Genomic DNA, 21,147 nt, shown 5'->3' on the forward strand with positions numbered 1-21,147 from the left:
AGTTTTCGCGTTTACTATCAGCGACCTTTTTATTTCGTCGTGAGGGATTATGCGTTTCCGGCAATTGCTACCGCTCATCGGAGCACTCTTTTCGCTGTACATCATCTGGGGTTCAACCTACTTTGTTATTCGCATCGGCGTGGAGAGCTGGCCGCCGCTAATGATGGCGGGCATTCGCTTCCTCTCGGCGGGCATCCTGCTGCTGGCTTTCCTGCTCCTGCGCGGGCATAAGCTTCCCCCGCTGCGCCCGATGCTGAATGCCGCCCTGATCGGCCTGCTGCTGCTGGCGGTGGGAAATGGGTTTGTAACGATTGCCGAGCACCAGAACGTACCGTCCGGGATCGCCGCCGTGGTCGTTGCCACCGTACCGCTGTTTACCCTCTGCTTTAGCCGCCTTTTTGGTATCCGCACCCGCAAGCTGGAATGGCTGGGGATTGGTATTGGCCTTGCCGGCATCATTCTGCTGAACAGCGGCGGTAACCTGAGCGGGAATCCGTGGGGCGCAATCATCATTCTGATTGGCTCGATGAGCTGGGCGTTTGGCTCCGTCTACGGTTCGCGTATCGAACTGCCGACCGGCATGATGGCGGGCGCGATTGAGATGCTCGCCGCAGGGATTGTACTGCTGCTCGCCTCCACGCTGACGGGAGAAAAGCTGACGACCCTGCCGCCGCTGTCGGGCTTTCTGGCGGTAGGCTACCTGGCGCTGTTTGGTTCTATCATCGCCATTAACGCCTATATGTTCCTGATCCGCAACGTCTCCCCGGCCGTCGCAACCAGCTATGCCTACGTCAACCCGGTCGTGGCCGTGCTGCTCGGAACAGGACTGGGGGGAGAAACCCTCTCACCTGTGGAATGGATTGCTCTTGGGATCATCGTGTTTGCCGTCGTGCTGGTCACACTGGGCAAATATTTACTGCCCGCAAAACCGGTGGTCACGCCTTGCGAGGTGGAGAAACCTTAAGCAGGTGAATACCCTGTGTGTCGATCTGCGCGGTCTGACCGCCGCTGCAGATCCACTCTTCCAGCCGTTCGCTCAGATCGGTATCATTCAGCTTTAATCTGCCTCTCAGCGCACACTCCCAGACGATCAGTACCCGCCAGCCCTGCGCAATCAGTGCGGTGAGATCCCGGCTGTCACGCTCGACGTTCTTGCCAATTTTATCCAGCCAGAAATCGGTGCGCGTCGCGGGGACTTTAAACAGATAGCAGTCGTGGTGATGCCAGAAACAGCCGTGGGTAAAGATGATGCACTGCCAGGCGTCGATGACGAAATCGGGACGCCCCGCAAGCGCGGGATCCTGCACGCGGAAATCAAACCCCGCCTGCGTCAGCAGCCCGGCCAGGCGCTTTTCGATGGCGGTGTCACGCGTGCCGATGGCACGCATATTTTTGCTGCGCGTGGCCTTATCGTGAACATCCGTCATTGACGGCCTCACCCTGACGGAGCGCCACCGCCTGTCTGATGCGCGAGGCCAGCAGTTTTGCCACGGCCGCGAACGCGGGAACCACCACCGAGTTACCAAACTGGCGGTACGCCTGAGTATCCGAAACCGGAATGCGGAAGCGGTAACCCTGCGGGGTCTCAAATCCCATCAACCGGGCGCATTCCCGCGGCGTTAAGCGTCGCGGACGGTGACGCTGGTTGTGCGGATCGTCGAAATCTTGTTCACCCAGCGCCTTGTCCCAGCCTCTGTCGATCAGGATCTCTGCCCCATCCTTATAGTAGCGAGCAGACAACGTACGGGTCACGCTGTGCGGATCGTTGGGGTTTACCATCCCAAAACCGAAGCCGTTGCCCTTCGCCTGATGTTTCTTGGCATAGCGATAGAGGTATTTCCACAGCACCGGGGTGAGAATAAATTTCGCGTCAACGACAGGTTCCAGCAGGTCGGCAACGGTAGGACGCCGCTCGGGATACAGAGACGGGATATCCCGAAGGGTAAAATCCCCCTTGAGATTGAGATCGCGGCGGAACCCCACCATCACGATACGTTCGCGATGCTGGGGCAGGAAATGTTTTCCATCAATGATTTTGGGATCGTCCGCGCCCATATCCTGTGAATCAGCCACGTCATACCCCAGCTCGTCCAGGGTCTGCATGATAATGCGGAAGGTTTTTCCGCCGTCGTGGCTCTTAAGATTTTTGACGTTTTCCAGCACAAAGATGGCCGGGCGGCAGGCGTCAATGATGCGCGCCACATCAAAAAACAGCGTTCCCTGAGTATCGCAGGCAAAACCGTGGGCGCGTCCGAGGGCATTCTTTTTGGAGACACCGGCCAGCGAGAAGGGCTGACACGGGAAGCCGGCCAGCAGCACGTCATGCGCCGGGATCGTCTGTCGAATGTGCTCGGCGGCGTGTTCATCGCTCACGCCGCTTTTATGGCTCAGAGTGACATCGCGGATGTCCGCGTTGAAATGGTGCTCGTTCGGATCGCAGTACCAGTTAGCCTTGTAGGTTCGGACGGCATGTTTGTTCCACTCGCTGGTAAACACGCACTGTCCGCCAATAGCTTCAAAACCGTGTCGGATACCGCCGATACCGGCAAACAGATCGATAAAGCGGAAGGCATAGTTCGGATGCGCGGCAGGAGGACGCGGAAGCAGGTTTTGCAGATAACGAAACTCGCCTTCGCTCAGGCGACGCCCTGCGCGTTCGCTGGTCAGAAGACGCTTAAGGATCGCCGGGCTCCAGTGGCTCTCGCCGTGCGCCACCAGCAGATTGGCCAGCGTTTTAGCATCATAGATATCCAACAGCTGGCGCAGCAACGCCTGCACCGTTGCCGTTGATTTCTCAGCCTGCTCGGGCGCGGGCTCTGTCACTGATCGATTTTCCTGCATTCTTTTAACCGGAGAGTAAAGACTGGGAACAGATTACCACAGTTCAGTTGCGCAAACTGCGACGGAAGCGGCTCAACACCTGGCTATCCAGCCCGATGCAGTCGCCGTGTAATTCGGCACTGAGTTTCGCCATAAACTGGATCAGGAAATCGGCATTGTGGCGAGCCAGCTCGCGGCCCATTTCCGTTTGCATTGTATCAGGCAATCGCAGCAGCTTGGTCTGAAAATGGTCGAGGGCAAACGCACGGTCGTCAAGGATACGCGCATCGGCAAAGGGATCGTCTGCATCAAAAAGCGGCACGCCCAGCGCGCCCGAGACGGCAAAAACCCGCGCCAGGCCGATAGCGCCTAACGCTTCCAGCCGGTCTGCGTCCTGCACGATTTTGGCTTCCATGCTCTGCGGCGCAATCCCGGCGCTGAAGCTGTGCGCCTCAATCGCGTGCGCGACGGCGGCGATATGCTCTGGTGGAAAGTCCGGGAAGTCGCGGCGCAGAATGTCACACGTTTTAAGTGCGGCGAGCCGTGACGACTGGCTGCGTTCGGGATGGTTTTTCGGCAGGCTGACAATATCGTGGAAATAGCATGCGGTCAGGATCACCAGCGGCTCCACCGCCTGGTCAGCCATAATTTTTTGCGCCGTCATCCAGACCCGACGAAAATGCGAAATATCATGTGCGGTATCGTCGGTGCTGTGGTTTTCCTCAAGCCAGCGCTCAAATCGCTGCTGCCACCGGGCAAGTTCCATCGTCATATCCTGTTGTTTAAAAGAGAATCAATTATAACATAGCCGAATTAAATCAATCTAAAAATAGAACCACGAAATACTTAATAATAATTACACCGTATAAATTCAATGAATTAATTCACCAGAAAAATAAAGAGATTACTAGAAATATTTGGCAATATTTCATAGGGTTTAATTACATTTATTTTTGAAACTAAATAACATCTCCTGGAATAGTATCAAGCCTGTAATTGCGGAGGGTGATTACATATATTCATATAAATTATACTTGAAGGGAATATATAATGAAAAGAAAAGTTCTGGCAATTGTGGTACCCGCTTTATTAATGGCAGGCGCAGCCAATGCGGCTGAAATGTACAACAAAAACGGCAACAAAGTTGATCTGTACGGCAAAGTCGATGCGCGTCACACCTTCTCTGACAACGCTGGCGACGACGGCGACGAAACCTATGTACAGATTGGTTTCAAAGGCGAAACCCAGATCGCTAACGACCTGATCGGCTACGGTCAGTGGGAATACAAAACCTTCGCTAACGATACCGAAGGCGCGGGTGACAAATCATTTAACCGCCTGGCATATGCTGGTCTGAAATATGGCGAATACGGTTCATTTGATTATGGCCGTAATTACGGCGTCGTGTACGACGTTGAAGCCTGGACCGATATGCTGCCTGTATTTGGCGGTGACTCTTACACCTGGACCGATAACTTTATGAATGGTCGTGCTAACGGTCTGGCAACCTATCGTAACCAGGATTTCTTCGGTCTGGCTGAGGGTCTGAATTTCGCGCTGCAGTATCAGGGTGCGAATGAAGGCCAGGATGCAACAGAAGATCAGGAAGGCACGAAAAACGGCCATGATGATGTTCGTTTCCAGAACGGCGACGGCTTCGGCATGTCTACCACCTATGATTTTGACTTCGGTCTGAGCCTGGGTGCGGCATATTCATCTTCCGACCGCACGAACAAACAGGTTGCATACGGTGCAGGTAACTACAACCGCTACAGCCCATATGCAGGTGGCGAACGCGCTGAAGCCTGGACCATTGGCGCAAAATATGATGCGCAGGGTGTTTACCTGGCCATGATGTATGCAGAAACCCGCAACATGACGCCATATGGTAATTTTGGTATCGCCAACCAGACTCAGAACTTTGAAGCCGTCGCACAGTACCAGTTCGACTTTGGCCTGCGCCCGTCTCTGGCATGGGTTTACTCCAAAGGTAAAGACATTGGCGGCAATGATTACAACCCAGGTAATACTTACGACTATGTTGATCAGGATCTGGTGAACTATGTAGATGTCGGTATGACCTACAGCTTCAACAAAAACTTCTCGACTTACGTTGATTATAAAATCAACCTGCTGGACAACGATGAAAGCTTCTACGAGGCCAATGGCATCTCAACTGATGACATCGTTGGCGTAGGCATGACCTACCAGTTCTAATTCCCCAAAATACCAAAGGCCGCAATTGCGGCCTTTTTTATTTCTTCACTATCTCTACTACGGTGCTTCCTGCAGCGCCACGCGGATAAAACCGTTATTCTGCGCCAGCAGCTCATGGGCCTTCCACGCATCCAGCCCTGTCAGCACCATCAATACCGCCGTTTTACAGTTATGGTTACAGCTCGCCAGCGCGGTTTTTGCCTCCGTCCGGCTGCATCCCCCCGCTTCCATCACAATGGCGATTTGCCGTTCAGTCCATTTGGTCGTGCTTGCCTCAAGATCCACGCGCAGGTTGCTGTAAACCCGTCCGGTTCGGACGGCCAGCCCGGTGGCAATCATCGAGAGGATCATTTTTTGCGCGATCCCCGCTTTAGTGTTGATATAGCCTGCGACGACGTCGGCCCCCAGCTCCGGAGCGATAACCATGCTTGCCAGCTGCGCGGCTTCACTGTGCGCATCACCGGTAATAATGGCGACCGGTGAACCCAGCGACCACGCATGGCGCATTGCCCCCCAGACCCACGGCGTTTTTCCGCTGACGGTCACGGCCAGCATCATATCGTATTCACCAAACTTGATGGCCTGCAGATCGGCAACGCCGCGCTCGTAGCTCCCTTCCCCTTCTTGTGCCGTAACGGCCATCACAGGGGTTTTACCCGGCGCATATTCATCGGCAACCTGTTGCGCTACACGCCCTGACGGCCCCGCGCCAACAACGATCAGGCGACCGCCGTGGCTGAGCGTCGCGGCGGCGTTGTCGACCACGCGGGCAATAGTATCTAAACAGGGGGTAATAGCAGCAGAAATGAGTGCATCATCCTGGTGAATGACTTTCAGCATGTCCAGCGTGGACAATCTATCAATATTCATCGTGCTGGCGTGCCGTCTTTCCTTGACCGAACCGGTAAGCATAACGCTCATAAACAGCCTCCTTATTATGAGTACCCACACACTATAAAGTGTTTTATATAGATGACCTGCGAGGAGGGTCACGAAAAGAGGACCAAATCCACGCCTTTACATGGCTTTAAGAAAAGCGCGTCATCGGCGATAATTACCCCTTTCTTAATCATCGCGGAGTGTTGATGAGCGATTTGCAGCCTTTCCTTACGACGCGCAAGCGCCCCATGAAGCTGAACACCCTGGTCACGCTGATGGTGTGCGCGATTATTGCCTCTGTGCTGCTGGTGGTTTTTGCGCTCTACTCCGTGCAAATCACCCGGGCGACCCGCGATGATGTTAAAGATACGGCTCTGGGTATCGCCAGAACGCTGGCCAACAGCCCGGAGATCCAGCGTGGCCTGATGCAGCCACCGCAGGCGGATATCATTCAGCCCATCGCCAAAGCCGTCACCCAACGCAACGATCTGCTGCTCACCGTGGTGACCGACATGCGGGGGATTCGCTACTCGCACCCGAACGAAGCCCTCATCGGCCTGCACTTTATTGGCAACGACCTGGAGCCTGCGCTGGAAGGTAAAGAGAATGTCTCCGTAAACCGTGGCGCCCTCGCGGAAGCGCTTCGCGTCTTCACTCCCGTTTACGACAGCCAGCACGACCAGATCGGCGTGGTGGTGGTCGGTATCTCCCTCAAAAAAGTGGAAGATCAGATTGCCCGCGGGCGGCTAAACGCCGTCTGGACCATTTTGTTCAGTATTTTTATGAGCTCGATGGCGATTTGGGGTCTGGTGCGGGTACTGAAACGCATCCTGTTCGGGCTCGAACCTTACGAAATTTCCGCCTTGTTCGAACAGCGTCAGGCAATGCTGCAGTCGCTTCGCGAGGGGGTGCTGGCCGTCGATATTCACGGGCGCGTGACGATGATCAACCAGACCGCCAGAGAAATATTGCTTCTCCCCTCCGGCAAGCAGACCGAAAACGCCAGCGCGCCCCTGCTGGCCAGCCTGCGCGAAGTTTCAAAGACGGGCGTCGCGCGTCAGGATCAGGAGATCAGCTGTAACGGGCGTCTATTGCTGTGCAACATGGTTCCCGTTAAAAGTCAGGATCGGGTGATCGGCGCCATTACCACCTTCCGTGATAAAACGGAAATCAGCCAGCTGATGCAGCGTATTGATGGCATGGTTAATTACGTCGACGCCCTGCGCAGCCATACGCACGAGTTTATGAATAAACTGCATGTGATCCTGGGCCTGCTGCACATGAAGCGCTACGACAAGCTGGAAGAGTACATCATCCAGACGGCACATAATTACCAGACGGATATCGGTACGATACAGAGCAAGGTAAAATCCCCGGTTATCGCCGGGTTCCTGCTGGGTAAAATCAATCGGGCGAAAGAAGCGGGCGTCACCCTGACGCTGGCGGATGAATGCCAGATACCGGATAGCGCGAGCGAAGAGCAGGTCGCGGTGCTGATCACCGTGCTGGGTAACCTCATTGAAAACGCGCTTGACGCGATGGAAGGACAGCAGGAAGGTGAGATCGGCCTGCTGCTGCATTATCAGAACGGCTGGCTCAGCTGCGAAGTCAGCGACGATGGCCCCGGCATTGATCCCGCTCAGCTGGAGGCTATTTTTACAAAGGGCTTCTCAACAAAAGGTGAAAACCGCGGCGTTGGGCTGTTCCTTGCTCGCCAGCAAATCCAGAACCTCGGCGGCGATATCACCGTCGAGTCTGAGCCAGGCGTATTTACCCAATTTTTTGTTCACATCCCCTGGGATAGCGAGAGGAATATCGCGTGATAAATGTATTAATTGTCGATGATGACGCCATGGTAGCCGACCTCAACCGTCTGTATGTCAACCGTGTTGAAGGTTTTAGCTGCTGCGGCGTCGCCTCCACGCTAAACCAGGCCGAGGCCATCATTAATAACCCCAGCCAGCCTGTCGATCTGGTGCTGCTGGATGTCTATATGCAGCAGGATAACGGGCTGGATCTGCTGCCCGTTATTCGCGCATCCGGTCGCCCAATCGATGTGATTATGATCTCGTCGGCTGCCGACGCCGCCACGATCCAGACTTCCATTCACTACGGCGTGGTGGATTATCTGATCAAGCCGTTCCAGTTCCCGCGCTTTGAAGAGGCGCTTAACGGCTGGAAGGCAAAGCATAGCCTGATGGGTTCGCACCAGTATTATGAACAGGCCGACGTCGACCGGCTGATCCACGGCGGGGCACCGGAGCTGGCGGACAGTAAAAAGCTGCCGAAGGGGTTAACGCCGCAAACGCTGCGCACGATTTGCCAGTGGATTGACGCTCACCCGGAGACGGAGTTTTCTACCGATGACCTGGCAAACGCCGTCAATATTTCCCGCGTGTCCTGTCGCAAATACCTGATTTGGCTCGCGCAAATCAACATTCTGTTCACCAGCATTCACTACGGCGCCACCGGGCGTCCGGTGTATCGCTACCGTCTCCAGCCGGAGCAGACCGGCTTGCTCAAGCAATACTGTCAGTAACGCGGTAGTCGTTATCCAGCAGGGTAAAGCGGAAGTGGTGCATTGATGAGATCACCACTTCTTTTGTTTTGGTCACAAAAATCGCTTCAATATCGGGGCGCGCGCGCAGGGCGGCACAGCCCTTCTCTACCCCCATGCCGTACATCAGCGTGGTCCAGATATCGCCGTCGATGGAATCTTTTGAAATGATGGTCACGCTGTCCAGCTCGTTGTCCAGCGGATACCCGGTGCGCGGATCGAGAATATGGTGATAACGCCTGCCGTTTTGCTCAAAGTAGCGCTCGTAGGTTCCCGACGTCACGACGGAGAGGTTCTCTACGGTCATCGTGCCGATCAGCGCATCACCGGCGAACGGTTTTTTCAGCCCCACGCTCCAGCCCCCTTCCGGTGAGCCTAACGTCTGAATGTTTCCACCGAGGTTGATCAGCCCCAGCTCAGCGCCCTCTTTATGCAGGTAATCACGCACCCTGTCGGCGATATAGCCTTTGGCAATGGCCCCCAGATCGATCTCCATCCCCGCTCTGGTCAGAAACACGCTGCTGCTGGCCTCATCAAGGAGGACATCTTCAGGACGGGTTATCGCCAGCAGCGACGCGATTTCATCGGCAGGCGGAACGCTGTCCCCCTGAAAGCCAATTTTCCAGCGCTTCACCAGCGGACCTATCGCCAGATTAAAGGCGCTGTCCTTGAGCAAACTTGCCGCTTTTGCACAGCGGATCAGATCAAACACCGGCCGGCTGACGGTAACCGGATGCTGGCCAGCTGCATGGTTGATGTCCATCACCTGCGAGTGCGCGCGGTTGACGGTAAGCAGATCTTCATACTGTTTGATCAGGCGAAACACGCGGGACGCGAGGGCTTCATCGTGGGAGAAGAGTTTCAGGAGAATGGGTGAGCCCATCAGGACGGCGGAGTAGCTGTAAACGCGATGGCTATCAGGCATAGCATGAGTCCTCAGATGTAGCCCCGGCAGGCACCGCGCCGCCGGGGAAAATGCCGGATAGCGCTGGGCGTATCCGGCCTACAACACAGGGGTCTTACTGCTTTTTCGAACGCATAGCCGCCTGATGTCCTGCAAGCGTACCAAAAATAATGATATCTGCCACTGCGTTACCGCCGATACGGTTACCGCCGTGGATCCCGCCGACCACTTCACCGGCCGCAAACGCGCCTGGCAGCACGTTGTGGTTGCTGTCCAGCACGCAGGTTTCGGTGTTGATGGTCACGCCGCCCATGGTGTGGTGCACGCCCGGCGCAATCTGAATGGCGTAGAACGGCCCTTCGTTGATTGGCGCGCGCAGCGCGGTGGTACGACCAAAATCGTCATCGTACTGTTTCTCAACGAAACCGTTGTAGCGTTCCAGGGTCGCCAGGAAAGCGTGGTGATCCATACCGAGCGCTTCCGCCAGAGCTTTTGGCGAGCTGGCGCTGGTCACGAAACCTTTGGCGATGTACTCATCCGCGGCTTTGTTTTTGGCACGTACGTGCTCGTCAAAAACGATGTATGCGTATTTCTCCGGCAGCGCGATGATTGACGCCGAGACCTTATCTCGGGTCGACATTTCGTTATAGAAGCGCTCCCCTTTCTGATTGACCAGAATCGCCCCGCCGCCGCGAATGGATTCGGAAATCAGGTACGAGGTGTTCTGCTCAACGGTTGGGTGAATTTGAATTTCGCCCATATCCACGGTACCCGCCCCGATGCGCTCCAGCAGCGCGATACCGCCGCCGGTTGCCCCTTTGTGGTTGGTGGTGACGAACCCTTCCAGATCCGGACGGTATTTCACCACCATCTGGCTGTTGGCGCTGAAGCCGCCGGTGGCAACAATCACGCTTTTGGTTGCCACGGTGACGGTTTCGTTCTCTTCAGTGGTCAGACGTACGCCGGTCACTTCGCCGTTCTCGAAGATGATGTCGCTGACGGAGGTATCCAGCATCACCTCGATGTTGCGTTTGTTGACGTTACGCACCAGGCCGCTGATGAGATAGCCGCCCACCGCTGAACCGTCTTTTGGACGGTGAGTACGGTCGATGCTCATCCCGCCGGTGGTGGTGATGTCGTTCAGCATGATGCCGCGCGTGGCCAGCCACTCAATTGCCTGCGGCGCGTTCTCGACGAAGCGGCGCAGCAGTTCCGGGTTGTTCTTGTTGCCGCCGCCTTTCAGGCTTTCCTGATAGAACAGCTCTTTGCTGTCCTGAATGCCCTTCACGCGCTGGAAACGGGTTTCGGCGGCGTTCATACCGGCGGAGGCTTTAATGGTGTTCCCGCCGATGGTCGGCATTTTCTCGACAATCAGCACGCTCGCGCCTTCGTCGTGCGCCTGGATCGCCGCCGCCAGACCGGCGCCGCCGCTGCCGACCACGACCACGTCCACGCTGCGGGTTTCGTTCGGGTCAACGCCCTCTTCCGCGGCCAGCGCTTTGCTGGATTTCAGCATCGCTTTCGAGACCGCTTTCTTCACCGCCTCGCTCTGGCTGGTTGCGCCGGTGATGGCATCCACGTGCGGGGTGTTGGCATCCAGAATGCGGGTACGGATCTCTTCAAAGCTGGTCACAAACTCAACGTCTTCGCTCGGGCCGGAGGCCAGCTCGATGTCCGCAATGCGGTCGGTCTCCAGGCTGACGTTGATCACCAGCTCGTTAGCGTCATCCTGCACTTTCTCAGCAAAGGTACCCGGTTTGAATTTGGATTCGCCCATGCTCATGTCGCGGATCATCGCTTCTACCAGCGAGAAGCGCCACAGCGGTTCAGGAATGTTCAGCGCCTCGCGCTGGGTGCTGTCCATAAACAGCTCAAGGCTTTCGCCCGCTGCAATGCGGTCGGTCCAGTCAGGGTACGCAATGGTCGCACGACCCACGGCAATCAGGTCGTAACCGTGGTCCAGCGCTTCATTCACGTCTGAAGCATTCACCACGCCGCCCACGCCCATGACCGGAACCTGCGCCAGCGTTTCAGAACGCATCGCGCAGTATTTTTCGATAAGCGGGGTGGGATCCTGGGTGTCGACAATAGAAGGACGCAGGGTCGCGCCGACGGAGAAGTGCAGATAGTCCACGCCGCGCGCCGCCAGTTTTTCCAGCAGGTACATGGTGTCGTCAAAGCGGATGCCCGGGACTTCCATCTCTTCAGGGGAGAAGCGGTAGCCAATAATAAACGCGTCGTCCGCGTACTGGCGCACCATTTTGTGGGTAATGTCCAGCACGGCCAGCGGGAACTTCGCGCGGTTATCGCGACTGCCGCCCCACTCGTCGTCGCGCTGGTTTGAATTCGGGGAGTAGAACTGCTGAATCAGATAGGTGTTCGCCCCGTGGATTTCCACGCCGTCGAAACCGGCCTGGATGGCTCGGCGCACCGCCTCACCAAACTTGCCGATCATGCCTTCCACTTCTTCAGCGGTCAGAGCAACCGGCGTTGCGGCACCTTCACGCGGCGCGGCTACGGCGCTCGGGCCAACCGGGGTACGGCCACCAATCAGTTTTGGGTCGACCATGCGGCCGCCGTGGTAGATCTGCAGCAGCGCCTTAGAACCTTTGGATTTGATGGCCTCCGCGATTTTCGCCAGCCCGGCAATTTTCTCATCATTATCAATACCGATGGCACCCGGGAAGGCGAGACCGAGATCGTCGACGAAACAACACTCCACAATGATGGTGCCAATGCTGCCGGAACGGGCCCGATAGTACTCCACCAGCTCGCTGGTGACGGTGCCGTCAAAATAGCCGGTACAGGTTGTCATAGGGGCCATTAACAAACGGTTTTTCAGTTCAGTACCATTCGGTAATGTGAAGGGGCTAAGAATGCGTTCGTTAGTGCTCATAATAGAAACTCCAAACTTTTAAAAATTAAGAATTCGTTATCGGATTGATTTTTTATTTCGTCGTTATTTGCCGATGTCATGATATTAATATAATGATTTTTTTAGTTTCTAAAGTTATTACGTTAGTTAAAAAACTATTTAATCCCCTCGATAACACAAATAACACATTGGTGTTAGCGATTGTAATTCAGCCATTCACAATAATTTAAAATTCGTTAAATGATTAATGGTAAAACCAATTCACCAAAGCGATCTCAAAATCAATAAAAACAACTAACTACGAACACACCAAAATCTAACCTGTTAAAGAAATGATAAAAAATACGCGAAAAACACGCAATAACCACATACGCCAGAGTGGTTATTAATAAAAGCATAAAAATAACGCTGCAATTCTATTTTTTTGATCGCGATCAATAGTTATGGCATTCAAAGGCGCAATATAAAAACATCATCATTTTTTAATTTAGCGCACACGAAAACGCGTTAAATCGCTATTACTGAAAAAACACGAAAGCACCTTTAATAACTAAAAAAAGCAAAGAAACTTAAGAAAGTGTTTTTTCAGTGCGACCGAATTTTTGACAACTTAAGACGTGAAACTATGAATACAAAAACTGCTGTAACGCCCCCTGTGGCGAACCAGGCATCAAATGGAAACGCAAAACGATTGCTGATGATGGCGCTACCCGTCATTGTCGCCGTACTGCTGCTGTTTGTTCCCGTTCCTGAAGGCTTGCCGCCTTACGCATGGCACTACTTCGCCATCTTTGTCGGCGTGATCGTCGGTCTGATCTTCGAACCGCTGCCGGGTGCGGTGATCGGCCTGACCGGCGTGGTCGCCATCGCCCTGTGCAGCCAGTGGGTGCTGTTCAGCCCCGATCAGCTGGCTGACCCGAAATTCAAACTGGCGGGCGCCTCCTTTAAATGGGCGGTGAGCGGGTTTGGTAACTCTACCGTCTGGCTGATTTTCGGTGCCTTTATGTTCGCCGCAGGCTATGACAAAACCCGCTTCGGCCGCCGTCTGGCGCTGATTCTGGTGAAGTACCTCGGCCGTCGCAGCCTGACGCTCGGTTACGCCATTACGTTTGCTGACCTGCTGCTGGCACCGTTCACCCCGTCCAACACCGCGCGCAGCGGCGGAACCATCTACCCGATTATCGCTAACCTGCCGCCGCTGTACGGTTCAAAACCGAATGACCCAAGCGCGCGTAAGATTGGTTCATACCTGATGTGGGTGGCGATCACCGCCGCCTGTATCACCAGCTCAATGTTCCTCTCCGCCCTCGCGCCAAACCTGCTGGCCCTGGCGCTGGTGAAAAGTACGGTTGGGATTGATATCTCCTGGGGCACCTGGTTCCTCGCCTTCCTGCCGCTGGGTATCCTGCTGATTCTGACCATGCCGCTGCTGGCCTACTGGTTCTACCCACCTGAAGTCAAAGTGAATAACGAAGTGCCGCTGTGGGCGACTCGCGAGCTGGAAAAACTCGGCAAACTGTCCCGCAACGAAATTCTGCTGCTGGTGTTCGTGTGCTGTGCGCTGCTGATGTGGATCTTCGCCGCCGCGTGGATTGAGCCTGCCATGGCGGCCCTGCTCATCGTCGGTCTGATGCTGTGGACAGGCGTGCTGGAGTGGAACGATATCACCGGTAACAAGGCCGCATGGAACACCTTCGTCTGGTTCGCCACCCTGGTGGCACTGGCGGATGGTCTCTCCTCCACCGGCTTTATCAGCTGGTTAGGTCAAGAAGGCGGCCTGTTGATGAGCGGTATCTCTCCGGGCGTGGCGACCATCGTCCTGCTGCTGGCGTTCTACCTGCTGCACTACCTGTTTGCCAGCACCACCGCGCACACCACGGCGCTGCTGCCGGCGATGCTGACCATCGCCTCCACCATTCCGGGCATGAATATGGAAGTGTTCGTTCTGCTGATGGTGACCTCGCTGGGCGTGATGGGGATTATCACCCCGTACGGTACTGGCCCAAGCCCGATTTACTACGGTAGCGGCTACCTGCCAACCAAAGACTACTGGCGCCTCGGCACCATCTTCGGTGCCATCTTCCTGGCGGCCCTGCTGCTGATTGGTTATCCGTGGATGTCCATGATGTTCTGATTCCTGACCGCCGGACTTCTCCTCCGGCGGTTTTATTTTTGTGGAGCAATACTATGTCGAATAAACCGTTTTTTTATCAGAACCCCTTCCCTCTTTCCCATGACGACACCGAATATTACCTGCTGACCAAAGAGCACGTCTCTGTTGCCGAATTCGACGGTCAGGAAGTGCTGAAAGTGGAGCCGGAAGCCCTGACCCTGCTGGCGCAGCAGGCCTTCCACGATGCCGCGTTTATGCTGCGTCCTTCCCATCAGAAGCAGGTTGCCGCGATCCTGAACGACCCGGAGGCCAGCCAGAACGACAAATACGTTGCCCTGCAGTTCCTGCGTAACTCTGAAATTGCCGCAAAAGGCGTGCTGCCAACCTGCCAGGATACCGGCACCGCGATCATCATGGGTAAAAAAGGCCAGCGCGTCTGGACCGGCGGCGGTGACGAAGCGGCGCTGAGCCAGGGCGTGTATAACACCTACATTGAAGACAACCTGCGCTATTCGCAGAATGCGGCGCTGGACATGTATAAAGAGGTGAATACCGGCACCAACCTGCCCGCGCAGATCGATCTCTACAGCGTGGACGGGGACGAATACAAATTCCTGTGCATGGCAAAAGGCGGCGGTTCTGCCAACAAAACCTACCTCTATCAGGAAACCAAAGCGCTGATCACCCCGGCGAAGCTGAAAAACTACCTGGTTGAGAAGATGCGCACTCTGGGCACTGCGGCCTGCCCGCCTTACCATATCGCATTTGTGATTGGCGGTACGTCAGCGGAAGCCACGCTGAAAACCGTGAAGCTGGCTTCCACGCGCTACTACGACGCGCTGCCGACGGAAGGTAATGAACACGGCCAGGCGTTCCGCGACGTTCAGCTCGAACAGGAACTGCTCCAGGAAGCGCAGAACCTCGGCCTCGGCGCGCAGTTCGGCGGTAAATACTTCGCCCACGATATCCGCGTGATCCGCCTGCCGCGCCACGGCGCCTCTTGCCCAATCGGCATGGGCGTCTCCTGCTCCGCAGACCGCAACATCAAAGCGAAAATCAACCGCGACGGGATCTGGATTGAGAAGCTGGAACACAACCCGGGCCAGTATATTCCTGAATCACTGCGCCAGCAGGGCGAAGGCGACGTGGTGAGCATCAATCTGGACAAGCCGATGAATGAGATCCTGGCGCAGCTTTCCGCGCACCCGGTTTCTACCCGCCTGTCGCTGAACGGTACCATCATCGTGGCGCGCGATATTGCCCACGCGAAGCTGAAAGAGCTGCTCGACAACGGTGAAGAACTGCCGCAGTACGTCAAAGATCATCCGATTTACTACGCAGGCCCGGCCAAAACGCCGGAAGGCTACGCGTCTGGCTCGCTCGGCCCGACCACGGCGGGCCGTATGGACTCGTATGTGGACTTACTGCAATCCCACGGCGCGAGCATGATCATGCTGGCGAAAGGCAACCGCAGCCAGCAGGTGACGGACGCCTGCCATAAGCACGGCGGCTTCTACCTGGGCAGCATTGGCGGCCCGGCAGCGGTATTGGCGCAAAACAGCATTAAGAGCCTGGAATGCGTCGCGTATCCGGAGCTGGGAATGGAAGCCATCTGGAAAATTGAAGTCGAGAACTTCCCGGCGTTTATCCTGGTGGATGACAAAGGCAACGATTTCTTCCAGCAGATCCAGAACAAACAGTGCGCGGGTTGTTCACAGCGCTAGGTTGAGACAGGCCGGGTGGCGCAACGCTGCCCGGCAGTCGCAGACAGACATGCGCCTGCGTCATGTCACAAAACCGTGATATCAGCCACTTAGCAAAAAGTGGTGAATAAAAAATCAATTAATTGTTAAGTTATTGTTGTCATTAATTGTATTTATCCCGCGAAGGCTATTCATGCAAAATGTGCATCAGCCGATGCGGCATTTGCGCTTATCTATTTCCTCATCCTGATCCAGTTTTCAAAAACAGACGCGTAAAACGTCAACAATAAACTGGAGATAACCATGTTTTCCTCAACCTCACCTGCAACCGTACGCTCGAAAGCGGGCGCCATACTCCGCGTGACGTCCGGCAACTTTCTTGAGCAGTTCGATTTCTTTCTGTTCGGCTTCTATGCCACCTACATCGCCCACACGTTCTTCCCGGCGAGCAGTGAATTTGCGTCGCTGATGATGACCTTCGCCGTCTTCGGCGCGGGCTTTTTGATGCGCCCAATAGGCGCCATCGTGCTTGGCGCGTATATCGACAAGGTGGGGCGCAGAAAGGGGCTAATCGTCACGCTTTCCATCATGGCGGCGGGGACGTTCCTGATCGTGCTTATCCCCTCTTATCAAAGCATCGGTCTGTGGGCGCCGCTGCTGGTGCTGACGGGCCGTCTGCTGCAGGGCTTTTCCGCCGGTGCGGAGCTTGGAGGCGTCTCGGTTTATCTGGCTGAAATCGCCACGCCGGGCCGCAAAGGGTTTTACACCAGCTGGCAGTCCGGCAGCCAGCAGGTCGCCATTATGGTCGCCGCGGCGATGGGCTTTGCCCTGAATGCCCTGATGGAGGAGAGCGCCATTCGCGAATGGGGCTGGCGCATCCCGTTCCTGTTCGGCTGTTTAATCGTGCCGTTTATCTTTTTCCTGCGCCGCAAGCTGGAGGAGACGGAAGAGTTCAGCGCGCGCCGCCATCATCTCGAGATGCGCCAGGTCTTTAAAACGCTGCTTGGCAACTGGCAGGTGGTGGTCGCAGGCATGCTGATGGTGGCGATGACCACCACCGCGTTCTACCTGATCACCGTCTACGCCCCCACCTTTGGCAAAAAGGTGCTGATGCTCAGCGCCTCGGACAGCCTGCTGGTCACCCTGCTGGTGGCGATTTCTAACTTCATCTGGCTGCCGGTGGGCGGCGCGCTGTCGGATCGCTTCGGGCGCAAGCCGGTGCTGATTGCCATGGCACTGCTGGCGCTGGCGACCAGCTACCCTGCCCTGACGCTGCTGGCGAGCGCCCCCAGCTTCTCCATGATGCTGAGCGTGCTGCTGTGGCTCTCCTTCCTTTACGGCCTGTACAACGGCGCGATGATCCCGGCCCTGACGGAGATTATGCCTGCTGAAGTGCGCGTGGCGGGGTTCTCTCTGGCTTACAGCCTGGCAACGGCGGTCTTTGGCGGCTTTACCCCGGTAATGTCCACCGCGCTGATCGAATACACCGGTGACAAAGCCTCGCCTGGCTACTGGATGAGTTTCGCCGCCGTGTGTGCCCTGCTGGCCACGCTCTACCTCTACCGCCGCCGCGCGGTATCGCTGCAAAACACCGTCAAGTCACAGGGGGCAGTATGAAACGCACTTATCGCTTTACCGCCAGCGCGCTGGTGCTGGCGCTCCTGAGCGTGAATGCCTGTGCTCAGGACGTGAAGGTCATGATTTCAGGCGGCTTCAAGGCCGCCCTGGAAAAGCTGGCCCCGGACTATGAACGTCGGACCGGGGATAAAATTGTGATCATCCCCGGCCCCTCAATGGGCGCTACGCCGCAGGCGATCCCAAACCGACTGGCGCGCGGCGAGAAAGCCGACGTGGTGATTATGGTGGGCGATGCGCTGGAGAAGCTCGAAAAAGCCGGCCAGACCCAGCCGGGTTCGCGAACCGAACTCGCGGACTCCCCCGTTGGCATGGTGGTGAAAAAAGGGGCGGAAGTTCCTGATATCAGCAGCGAGGCGGCTCTGCGTAACACGCTGCTGCAGGCCAGCTCCATCGCCTACTCTGACAGCGCCAGCGGCAGGTACGTCAGCCAGACGTTGTTCAAAAAAATGGGGATTGAAAAAGAGGTGGCGGGTAAAGCGACAATGGTCGAGCGTATCCCGGTCGCCTCAGAAGTGGCGAAAGGAAAATACGCCGTCGGTTTCCAGCAGGTCAGCGAGCTGCTGCCGGTTCAGGGCGTCACCTTTATCGGGAAAATCCCGGATAATCTGCAGTACATCACGCGCTTCGCGGGTGCGGTCACCCGTCACGCAGAACATCCCGCGGAGGGGAAAGCGCTGCTGACCTATCTCGCCTCACCGCCCTCCAGGGCCGTCATCGAGAAGACGGGGATGATCCCCGTTACGTCCGGCGATACTGTTCGGTGATCTGCTTTTCCAGTTCAGCCGCAATGTAGGACTGGATACGACCCCGGCGCCGGATAAGCCCCACGGTGCGTTTCACTTCCGGCGCCACCAGCGGCAGATGCGTCAGAAGCGTGTGCTCTGACGTCGGCATCGACATGGCGGGAACGGCAGCAATGCCGATCCCCGCCTCTACCATGCCGAGCATCGTGGTAACGTGGCGCGTTTCGCAGACGCTGGGGCGTTCGGGAACGATATCCCCCAGCATCCGATCGAGCAGGTTACGGTTACCTGACGTTTTATCGAGGGAGATATAATCCTGCTGGTAAAAGGCCTGCCACGTCAGATGACTCTTCTGCGCCAGCGGGTGATCCTTTCGGCACGCCGCAACATAGACATCCTCCACCAGCGGGAAAAATTCGATTTCGGACGGCAGGTTTCCTGCGAAGCTGATGCCAAAATCCGCCTGGCTTCTGGCCACGGCGTCAATCACATTCCCCGCGCTGCTGTCGATGAGCTTAATGCGAACCCGCGGATAGCGAGACTGAAAGCGACGGATCACATCGGGCATAAAGTAACAGGCGGCGGATGGGACCGTGGCAACCGTGATCAGCCCCGTCCGCTCTTCGCTGACCTTATCGACATCCGCCAGCATTGACTCAACGTTGTCGAGCAGCTGCGCGGAGCGTTCAGCAAAGTTTTGCCCGTATAACGTTAAGGCCACGCGGCGGGTGGTACGGTCAAACAGCCGGTTTCCCAGCGCGGCTTCCAGCTTTTCAATCCTGCGGCTCAGCGCCGACTGGGATAAGCAGATAGATTCAGCAGCGACACGGAAGTTACCGTATTCCACTAACGCTCTGAAAGCATAAAGATCGTTAAGGTCAAAATTCACGGGCATGGCGTCTGGATGTCCTGTCAGGGAATACGCAACAAAGTCAAAAATAATAGCGTCTTATTGACCCACCGCAACCGGCGCGGTGGTGAAATACGTCAGAGCTCGTTGAGATGCAGGCGAATATACCCGGCGCGATCGGCAATGGCCTGCCGCTCCTCTTCCTTCATGTCCGCAAGCTGTTTAAAGACGATGCCCAGGCGGGGATTGTTACCCAGACGCGCCTGGTTGCGCGCAAAGAAATCCCAGTAAAGGGCATTGAAGGGGCACGCCAGCTCTCCGGTACGCTGGGTGTGCTGATACCGGCACCCCTGACAGTAATTACTCATCTTGTGAATGTACGACGCGCTCGAAACGTAGGGCTTACTGGCCAGCAATCCGCCATCGCCAAACTGGCTCATCCCGAGGGTATTGGGCAGCTCTACCCATTCAAAGGCATCAATGTAGACCCCCAGATACCATTCATGAACCGCCTGCGGCGACAGGCCGCTGAGCAGGCTAAAGTTCCCAATGACCATCAGGCGCTGGATATGGTGGGCGTAAGCCTCGGTGAGCGACTGTCCAACGGCATGCGCCAGGCAGCGCATCTGCGTCCTGCCGGTCCAGAACCAGTCCGGCAGCGGGGCGTGCTGGTCTAAGGCATTCAGCTCCCGATAGCCCGGCATCTGCGACCAGTAAATCCCGCGCACGTATTCCCGCCAGCCGAGAATTTGTCGAATAAACCCTTCAACGGCTGGCAGCGGCGCATGGCCCGAACGCCATGCCTGCTCGGCGGCAGCCACCACTTCCCGCGGATTAAGCATTTTGGTATTCAGCGCGAATGAAATTAACGAGTGGAAAAGAAAAGGCTCCTCCGCGTGCATCGCGTCCTGCCAGGCGCCGAACTGCGGGAGCACGTGAGCGATAAATTCATCCAGCCTTGCTTTGGCTTCCGAACGGTTGAGCGGCCAGCGAAAATTCCCGGCCTGCGGTTCGCCGAAGGTGTTTACGCCGCAGCGTTGGATCTCCGCCCATAAGGCTGAATAATCGTGGCTGGGACGCGCGTCTTCCGGCGCGGGCGGCTCGCCGGACCAGCGTTTGCGGTTTTCAGCATCAAAATTCCATTTTCCCCCTTCCGGCTCGCCTTCTGAGGTTAACAGTACGCCGTGCTGACGACGCATTTCCCGGTAAAAGTACTCCATTCGCCAGCTTTTGCGTGCTGAAAAGAACGCGCTCACCTGTTCACGGGTGGTGAAGAAATGCTCGCTGCTGACGCAGGCCGTTTCGACGGACGCCGCTTTCGCCCACGCCTGCAGCTGCGTATCCAGGCGCCATTCGTCGGGCTCCTGCCATATCACCCTGTCGGCGCCGTAATGCGCGACCAGCGCGTTGAGATTGTCTTCCAGCGCGCCGCGGTTTGAGCCGTCAGAAAGCCGGACATACCTCACCCGATGCCCCTTCTCTTTTAACGCAGAGGCAAACGCGCGCATGGCGGCAAAAATGGCGATCACTTTCTGGGCGTGATGAAGCACGTACGCGGTTTCTGCCCGCAGCTCCAGCATCACGTAAATGACGTTCGGATTGCAGGCATCAAACCAGCTGTGGTGCGGATTAAGCTGATCGCCGAGGATCAGGCGCAGTTCGGTCAACGGTGGCTCCTGCGACAGCGCTCGGAACAGTATTTGACCTCATCCCAGCATTTCGCCCATTTCTTGCGCCACGTCATGGGCCGCTGGCAGTGCGCGCACGCCCGGCTGGGCAGGTTCTGCTTGTTACCTTTGAAATCGCTCATCTTTTCAATACCGTACTGATTTCTTCACTGAACCTGTG

Annotated in this window: 17 protein-coding genes; 8 read left to right on the top strand and 9 right to left on the bottom strand. The window is 56.3% G+C overall.

Going from position 1 to position 21,147, the window contains the following annotated elements:
• The first annotated feature begins 49 nt into the window (after positions 1-49).
• Positions 50-964, top strand: a complete 915-nt coding sequence (gene yedA, locus ACOTZB_RS16300; RefSeq protein ID WP_214576527.1) for a drug/metabolite exporter YedA — start codon at positions 50-52, stop codon at positions 962-964.
• Here the strand turns inward: yedA and ACOTZB_RS16305 are convergent.
• The 3 genes from ACOTZB_RS16305 to ACOTZB_RS16315 form a co-directional block, all read right to left on the bottom strand.
• On the bottom strand, positions 936-1,427 hold the full coding sequence (locus tag ACOTZB_RS16305) for a very short patch repair endonuclease (RefSeq protein ID WP_421627782.1): 492 nt from the start codon (positions 1,425-1,427) through the stop codon (positions 936-938). The genes yedA and ACOTZB_RS16305 overlap by 29 nt on opposite strands.
• The gene (locus ACOTZB_RS16310) at positions 1,408-2,823 is read right to left on the bottom strand and encodes a DNA cytosine methyltransferase (protein WP_421627783.1); all 1,416 of its coding nucleotides are present in this window, start codon (positions 2,821-2,823) and stop codon (positions 1,408-1,410) included. Before ACOTZB_RS16310 ends, ACOTZB_RS16305 begins: the two co-directional genes overlap by 20 nt.
• A gap of 61 nt (positions 2,824-2,884) precedes the next feature.
• A complete protein-coding gene (locus tag ACOTZB_RS16315; protein ID WP_421627784.1) occupies positions 2,885-3,586 on the bottom strand; it encodes a phosphohydrolase in 702 nt (233 codons plus the stop codon).
• A gap of 284 nt (positions 3,587-3,870) precedes the next feature.
• Between ACOTZB_RS16315 and ompC the strand changes: the two genes are divergently transcribed.
• The gene (gene ompC / locus ACOTZB_RS16320) at positions 3,871-5,037 is read left to right on the top strand and encodes a porin OmpC (RefSeq protein ID WP_337280216.1); all 1,167 of its coding nucleotides are present in this window, start codon (positions 3,871-3,873) and stop codon (positions 5,035-5,037) included.
• 57 nt (positions 5,038-5,094) lie between these two features.
• On the opposite strand, the gene ACOTZB_RS16325 is transcribed toward ompC, so the two are convergent.
• On the bottom strand, positions 5,095-5,958 hold the full coding sequence (locus ACOTZB_RS16325; RefSeq protein ID WP_421627785.1) for an N-acetylmuramic acid 6-phosphate etherase: 864 nt from the start codon (positions 5,956-5,958) through the stop codon (positions 5,095-5,097).
• 164 nt (positions 5,959-6,122) lie between these two features.
• Between ACOTZB_RS16325 and ACOTZB_RS16330 the strand changes: the two genes are divergently transcribed.
• Both ACOTZB_RS16330 and dcuR read left to right on the top strand, forming a co-directional pair.
• Positions 6,123-7,739, top strand: coding sequence for a sensor histidine kinase (locus tag ACOTZB_RS16330; RefSeq protein ID WP_368525912.1), 1,617 nt, complete (start codon positions 6,123-6,125; stop codon positions 7,737-7,739).
• Positions 7,736-8,455, top strand: a complete 720-nt coding sequence (gene dcuR / locus ACOTZB_RS16335; RefSeq protein WP_395304110.1) for a two-component system response regulator DcuR — start codon at positions 7,736-7,738, stop codon at positions 8,453-8,455. Before ACOTZB_RS16330 ends, dcuR begins: the two co-directional genes overlap by 4 nt.
• On the opposite strand, the gene ACOTZB_RS16340 is transcribed toward dcuR, so the two are convergent.
• Both ACOTZB_RS16340 and ACOTZB_RS16345 read right to left on the bottom strand, forming a co-directional pair.
• On the bottom strand, positions 8,436-9,398 hold the full coding sequence (locus tag ACOTZB_RS16340) for an FAD:protein FMN transferase (protein WP_421627786.1): 963 nt from the start codon (positions 9,396-9,398) through the stop codon (positions 8,436-8,438). The two genes, dcuR and ACOTZB_RS16340, sit on opposite strands and share 20 nt — an antisense overlap.
• A 94-nt stretch (positions 9,399-9,492) precedes the next feature.
• Positions 9,493-12,273, bottom strand: a complete 2,781-nt coding sequence (locus ACOTZB_RS16345; RefSeq protein WP_421627787.1) for a flavocytochrome c — start codon at positions 12,271-12,273, stop codon at positions 9,493-9,495.
• A 604-nt stretch (positions 12,274-12,877) separates the two neighbouring features.
• On the opposite strand from ACOTZB_RS16345, the gene ACOTZB_RS16350 reads away from it, so the two are divergent.
• The 4 genes from ACOTZB_RS16350 to ACOTZB_RS16365 all read left to right on the top strand — a co-directional run bounded on the left by ACOTZB_RS16350 (position 12,878) and on the right by ACOTZB_RS16365 (position 18,470).
• A complete protein-coding gene (locus tag ACOTZB_RS16350) occupies positions 12,878-14,386 on the top strand; it encodes an anion permease (protein ID WP_421627788.1) in 1,509 nt (502 codons plus the stop codon).
• Between the two features lie 53 nt (positions 14,387-14,439).
• Positions 14,440-16,089: a class I fumarate hydratase FumA gene (gene fumA, locus ACOTZB_RS16355; protein ID WP_045356690.1), complete on the top strand. Its 1,650-nt coding sequence runs from the start codon at positions 14,440-14,442 to the stop codon at positions 16,087-16,089.
• A gap of 282 nt (positions 16,090-16,371) precedes the next feature.
• Positions 16,372-17,685 carry an MFS transporter gene (locus tag ACOTZB_RS16360; protein WP_023336204.1) on the top strand — a complete coding sequence of 438 codons (1,314 nt, stop codon included), beginning with the start codon at positions 16,372-16,374 and terminating at the stop codon, positions 17,683-17,685.
• The gene (locus ACOTZB_RS16365) at positions 17,682-18,470 is read left to right on the top strand and encodes a substrate-binding domain-containing protein (protein ID WP_421627790.1); all 789 of its coding nucleotides are present in this window, start codon (positions 17,682-17,684) and stop codon (positions 18,468-18,470) included. Before ACOTZB_RS16360 ends, ACOTZB_RS16365 begins: the two co-directional genes overlap by 4 nt.
• Here ACOTZB_RS16365 and ACOTZB_RS16370 read toward each other — a convergent pair.
• From ACOTZB_RS16370 to ACOTZB_RS16380, 3 genes are all read right to left on the bottom strand, one after another.
• Positions 18,445-19,344, bottom strand: coding sequence for a LysR family transcriptional regulator (locus ACOTZB_RS16370; protein WP_047652402.1), 900 nt, complete (start codon positions 19,342-19,344; stop codon positions 18,445-18,447). The two genes, ACOTZB_RS16365 and ACOTZB_RS16370, sit on opposite strands and share 26 nt — an antisense overlap.
• Positions 19,345-19,436: 92 nt before the next feature.
• Positions 19,437-20,966, bottom strand: a complete 1,530-nt coding sequence (locus ACOTZB_RS16375; RefSeq protein WP_421627792.1) for a cryptochrome/photolyase family protein — start codon at positions 20,964-20,966, stop codon at positions 19,437-19,439.
• Complete coding sequence (locus ACOTZB_RS16380) at positions 20,963-21,109, bottom strand: DUF2256 domain-containing protein (protein ID WP_071789391.1); 147 nt, start codon at positions 21,107-21,109, stop codon at positions 20,963-20,965. The genes ACOTZB_RS16375 and ACOTZB_RS16380 overlap by 4 nt, the downstream gene beginning before the upstream one ends.
• Positions 21,110-21,147 lie beyond the last annotated feature (38 nt).

This window comes from Enterobacter cloacae complex sp. SHL020, assembly GCF_049236945.1.
In the GTDB taxonomy this organism is placed as follows: Bacteria; Pseudomonadota; Gammaproteobacteria; order Enterobacterales; family Enterobacteriaceae; genus Enterobacter; species Enterobacter dykesii.

Coding starts and splice junctions, on each gene's coding strand:
- yedA (WP_214576527.1), top strand. CDS start 50: ATGCGTTTCCGGCAATTGCTACCGCTCATCGGAGCACTCTTTTCGCTG.
- ACOTZB_RS16305 (WP_421627782.1), bottom strand. CDS start 1,427: ATGACGGATGTTCACGATAAGGCCACGCGCAGCAAAAATATGCGTGCC.
- ACOTZB_RS16315 (WP_421627784.1), bottom strand. CDS start 3,586: ATGGAACTTGCCCGGTGGCAGCAGCGATTTGAGCGCTGGCTTGAGGAA.
- ompC (WP_337280216.1), top strand. CDS start 3,871: ATGAAAAGAAAAGTTCTGGCAATTGTGGTACCCGCTTTATTAATGGCA.
- ACOTZB_RS16325 (WP_421627785.1), bottom strand. CDS start 5,958: ATGAGCGTTATGCTTACCGGTTCGGTCAAGGAAAGACGGCACGCCAGC.
- ACOTZB_RS16330 (WP_368525912.1), top strand. CDS start 6,123: ATGAGCGATTTGCAGCCTTTCCTTACGACGCGCAAGCGCCCCATGAAG.
- ACOTZB_RS16340 (WP_421627786.1), bottom strand. CDS start 9,398: ATGCCTGATAGCCATCGCGTTTACAGCTACTCCGCCGTCCTGATGGGC.
- ACOTZB_RS16345 (WP_421627787.1), bottom strand. CDS start 12,273: ATGAGCACTAACGAACGCATTCTTAGCCCCTTCACATTACCGAATGGT.
- ACOTZB_RS16350 (WP_421627788.1), top strand. CDS start 12,878: ATGAATACAAAAACTGCTGTAACGCCCCCTGTGGCGAACCAGGCATCA.
- fumA (WP_045356690.1), top strand. CDS start 14,440: ATGTCGAATAAACCGTTTTTTTATCAGAACCCCTTCCCTCTTTCCCAT.
- ACOTZB_RS16360 (WP_023336204.1), top strand. CDS start 16,372: ATGTTTTCCTCAACCTCACCTGCAACCGTACGCTCGAAAGCGGGCGCC.
- ACOTZB_RS16365 (WP_421627790.1), top strand. CDS start 17,682: ATGAAACGCACTTATCGCTTTACCGCCAGCGCGCTGGTGCTGGCGCTC.
- ACOTZB_RS16370 (WP_047652402.1), bottom strand. CDS start 19,344: ATGCCCGTGAATTTTGACCTTAACGATCTTTATGCTTTCAGAGCGTTA.
- ACOTZB_RS16380 (WP_071789391.1), bottom strand. CDS start 21,109: ATGAGCGATTTCAAAGGTAACAAGCAGAACCTGCCCAGCCGGGCGTGC.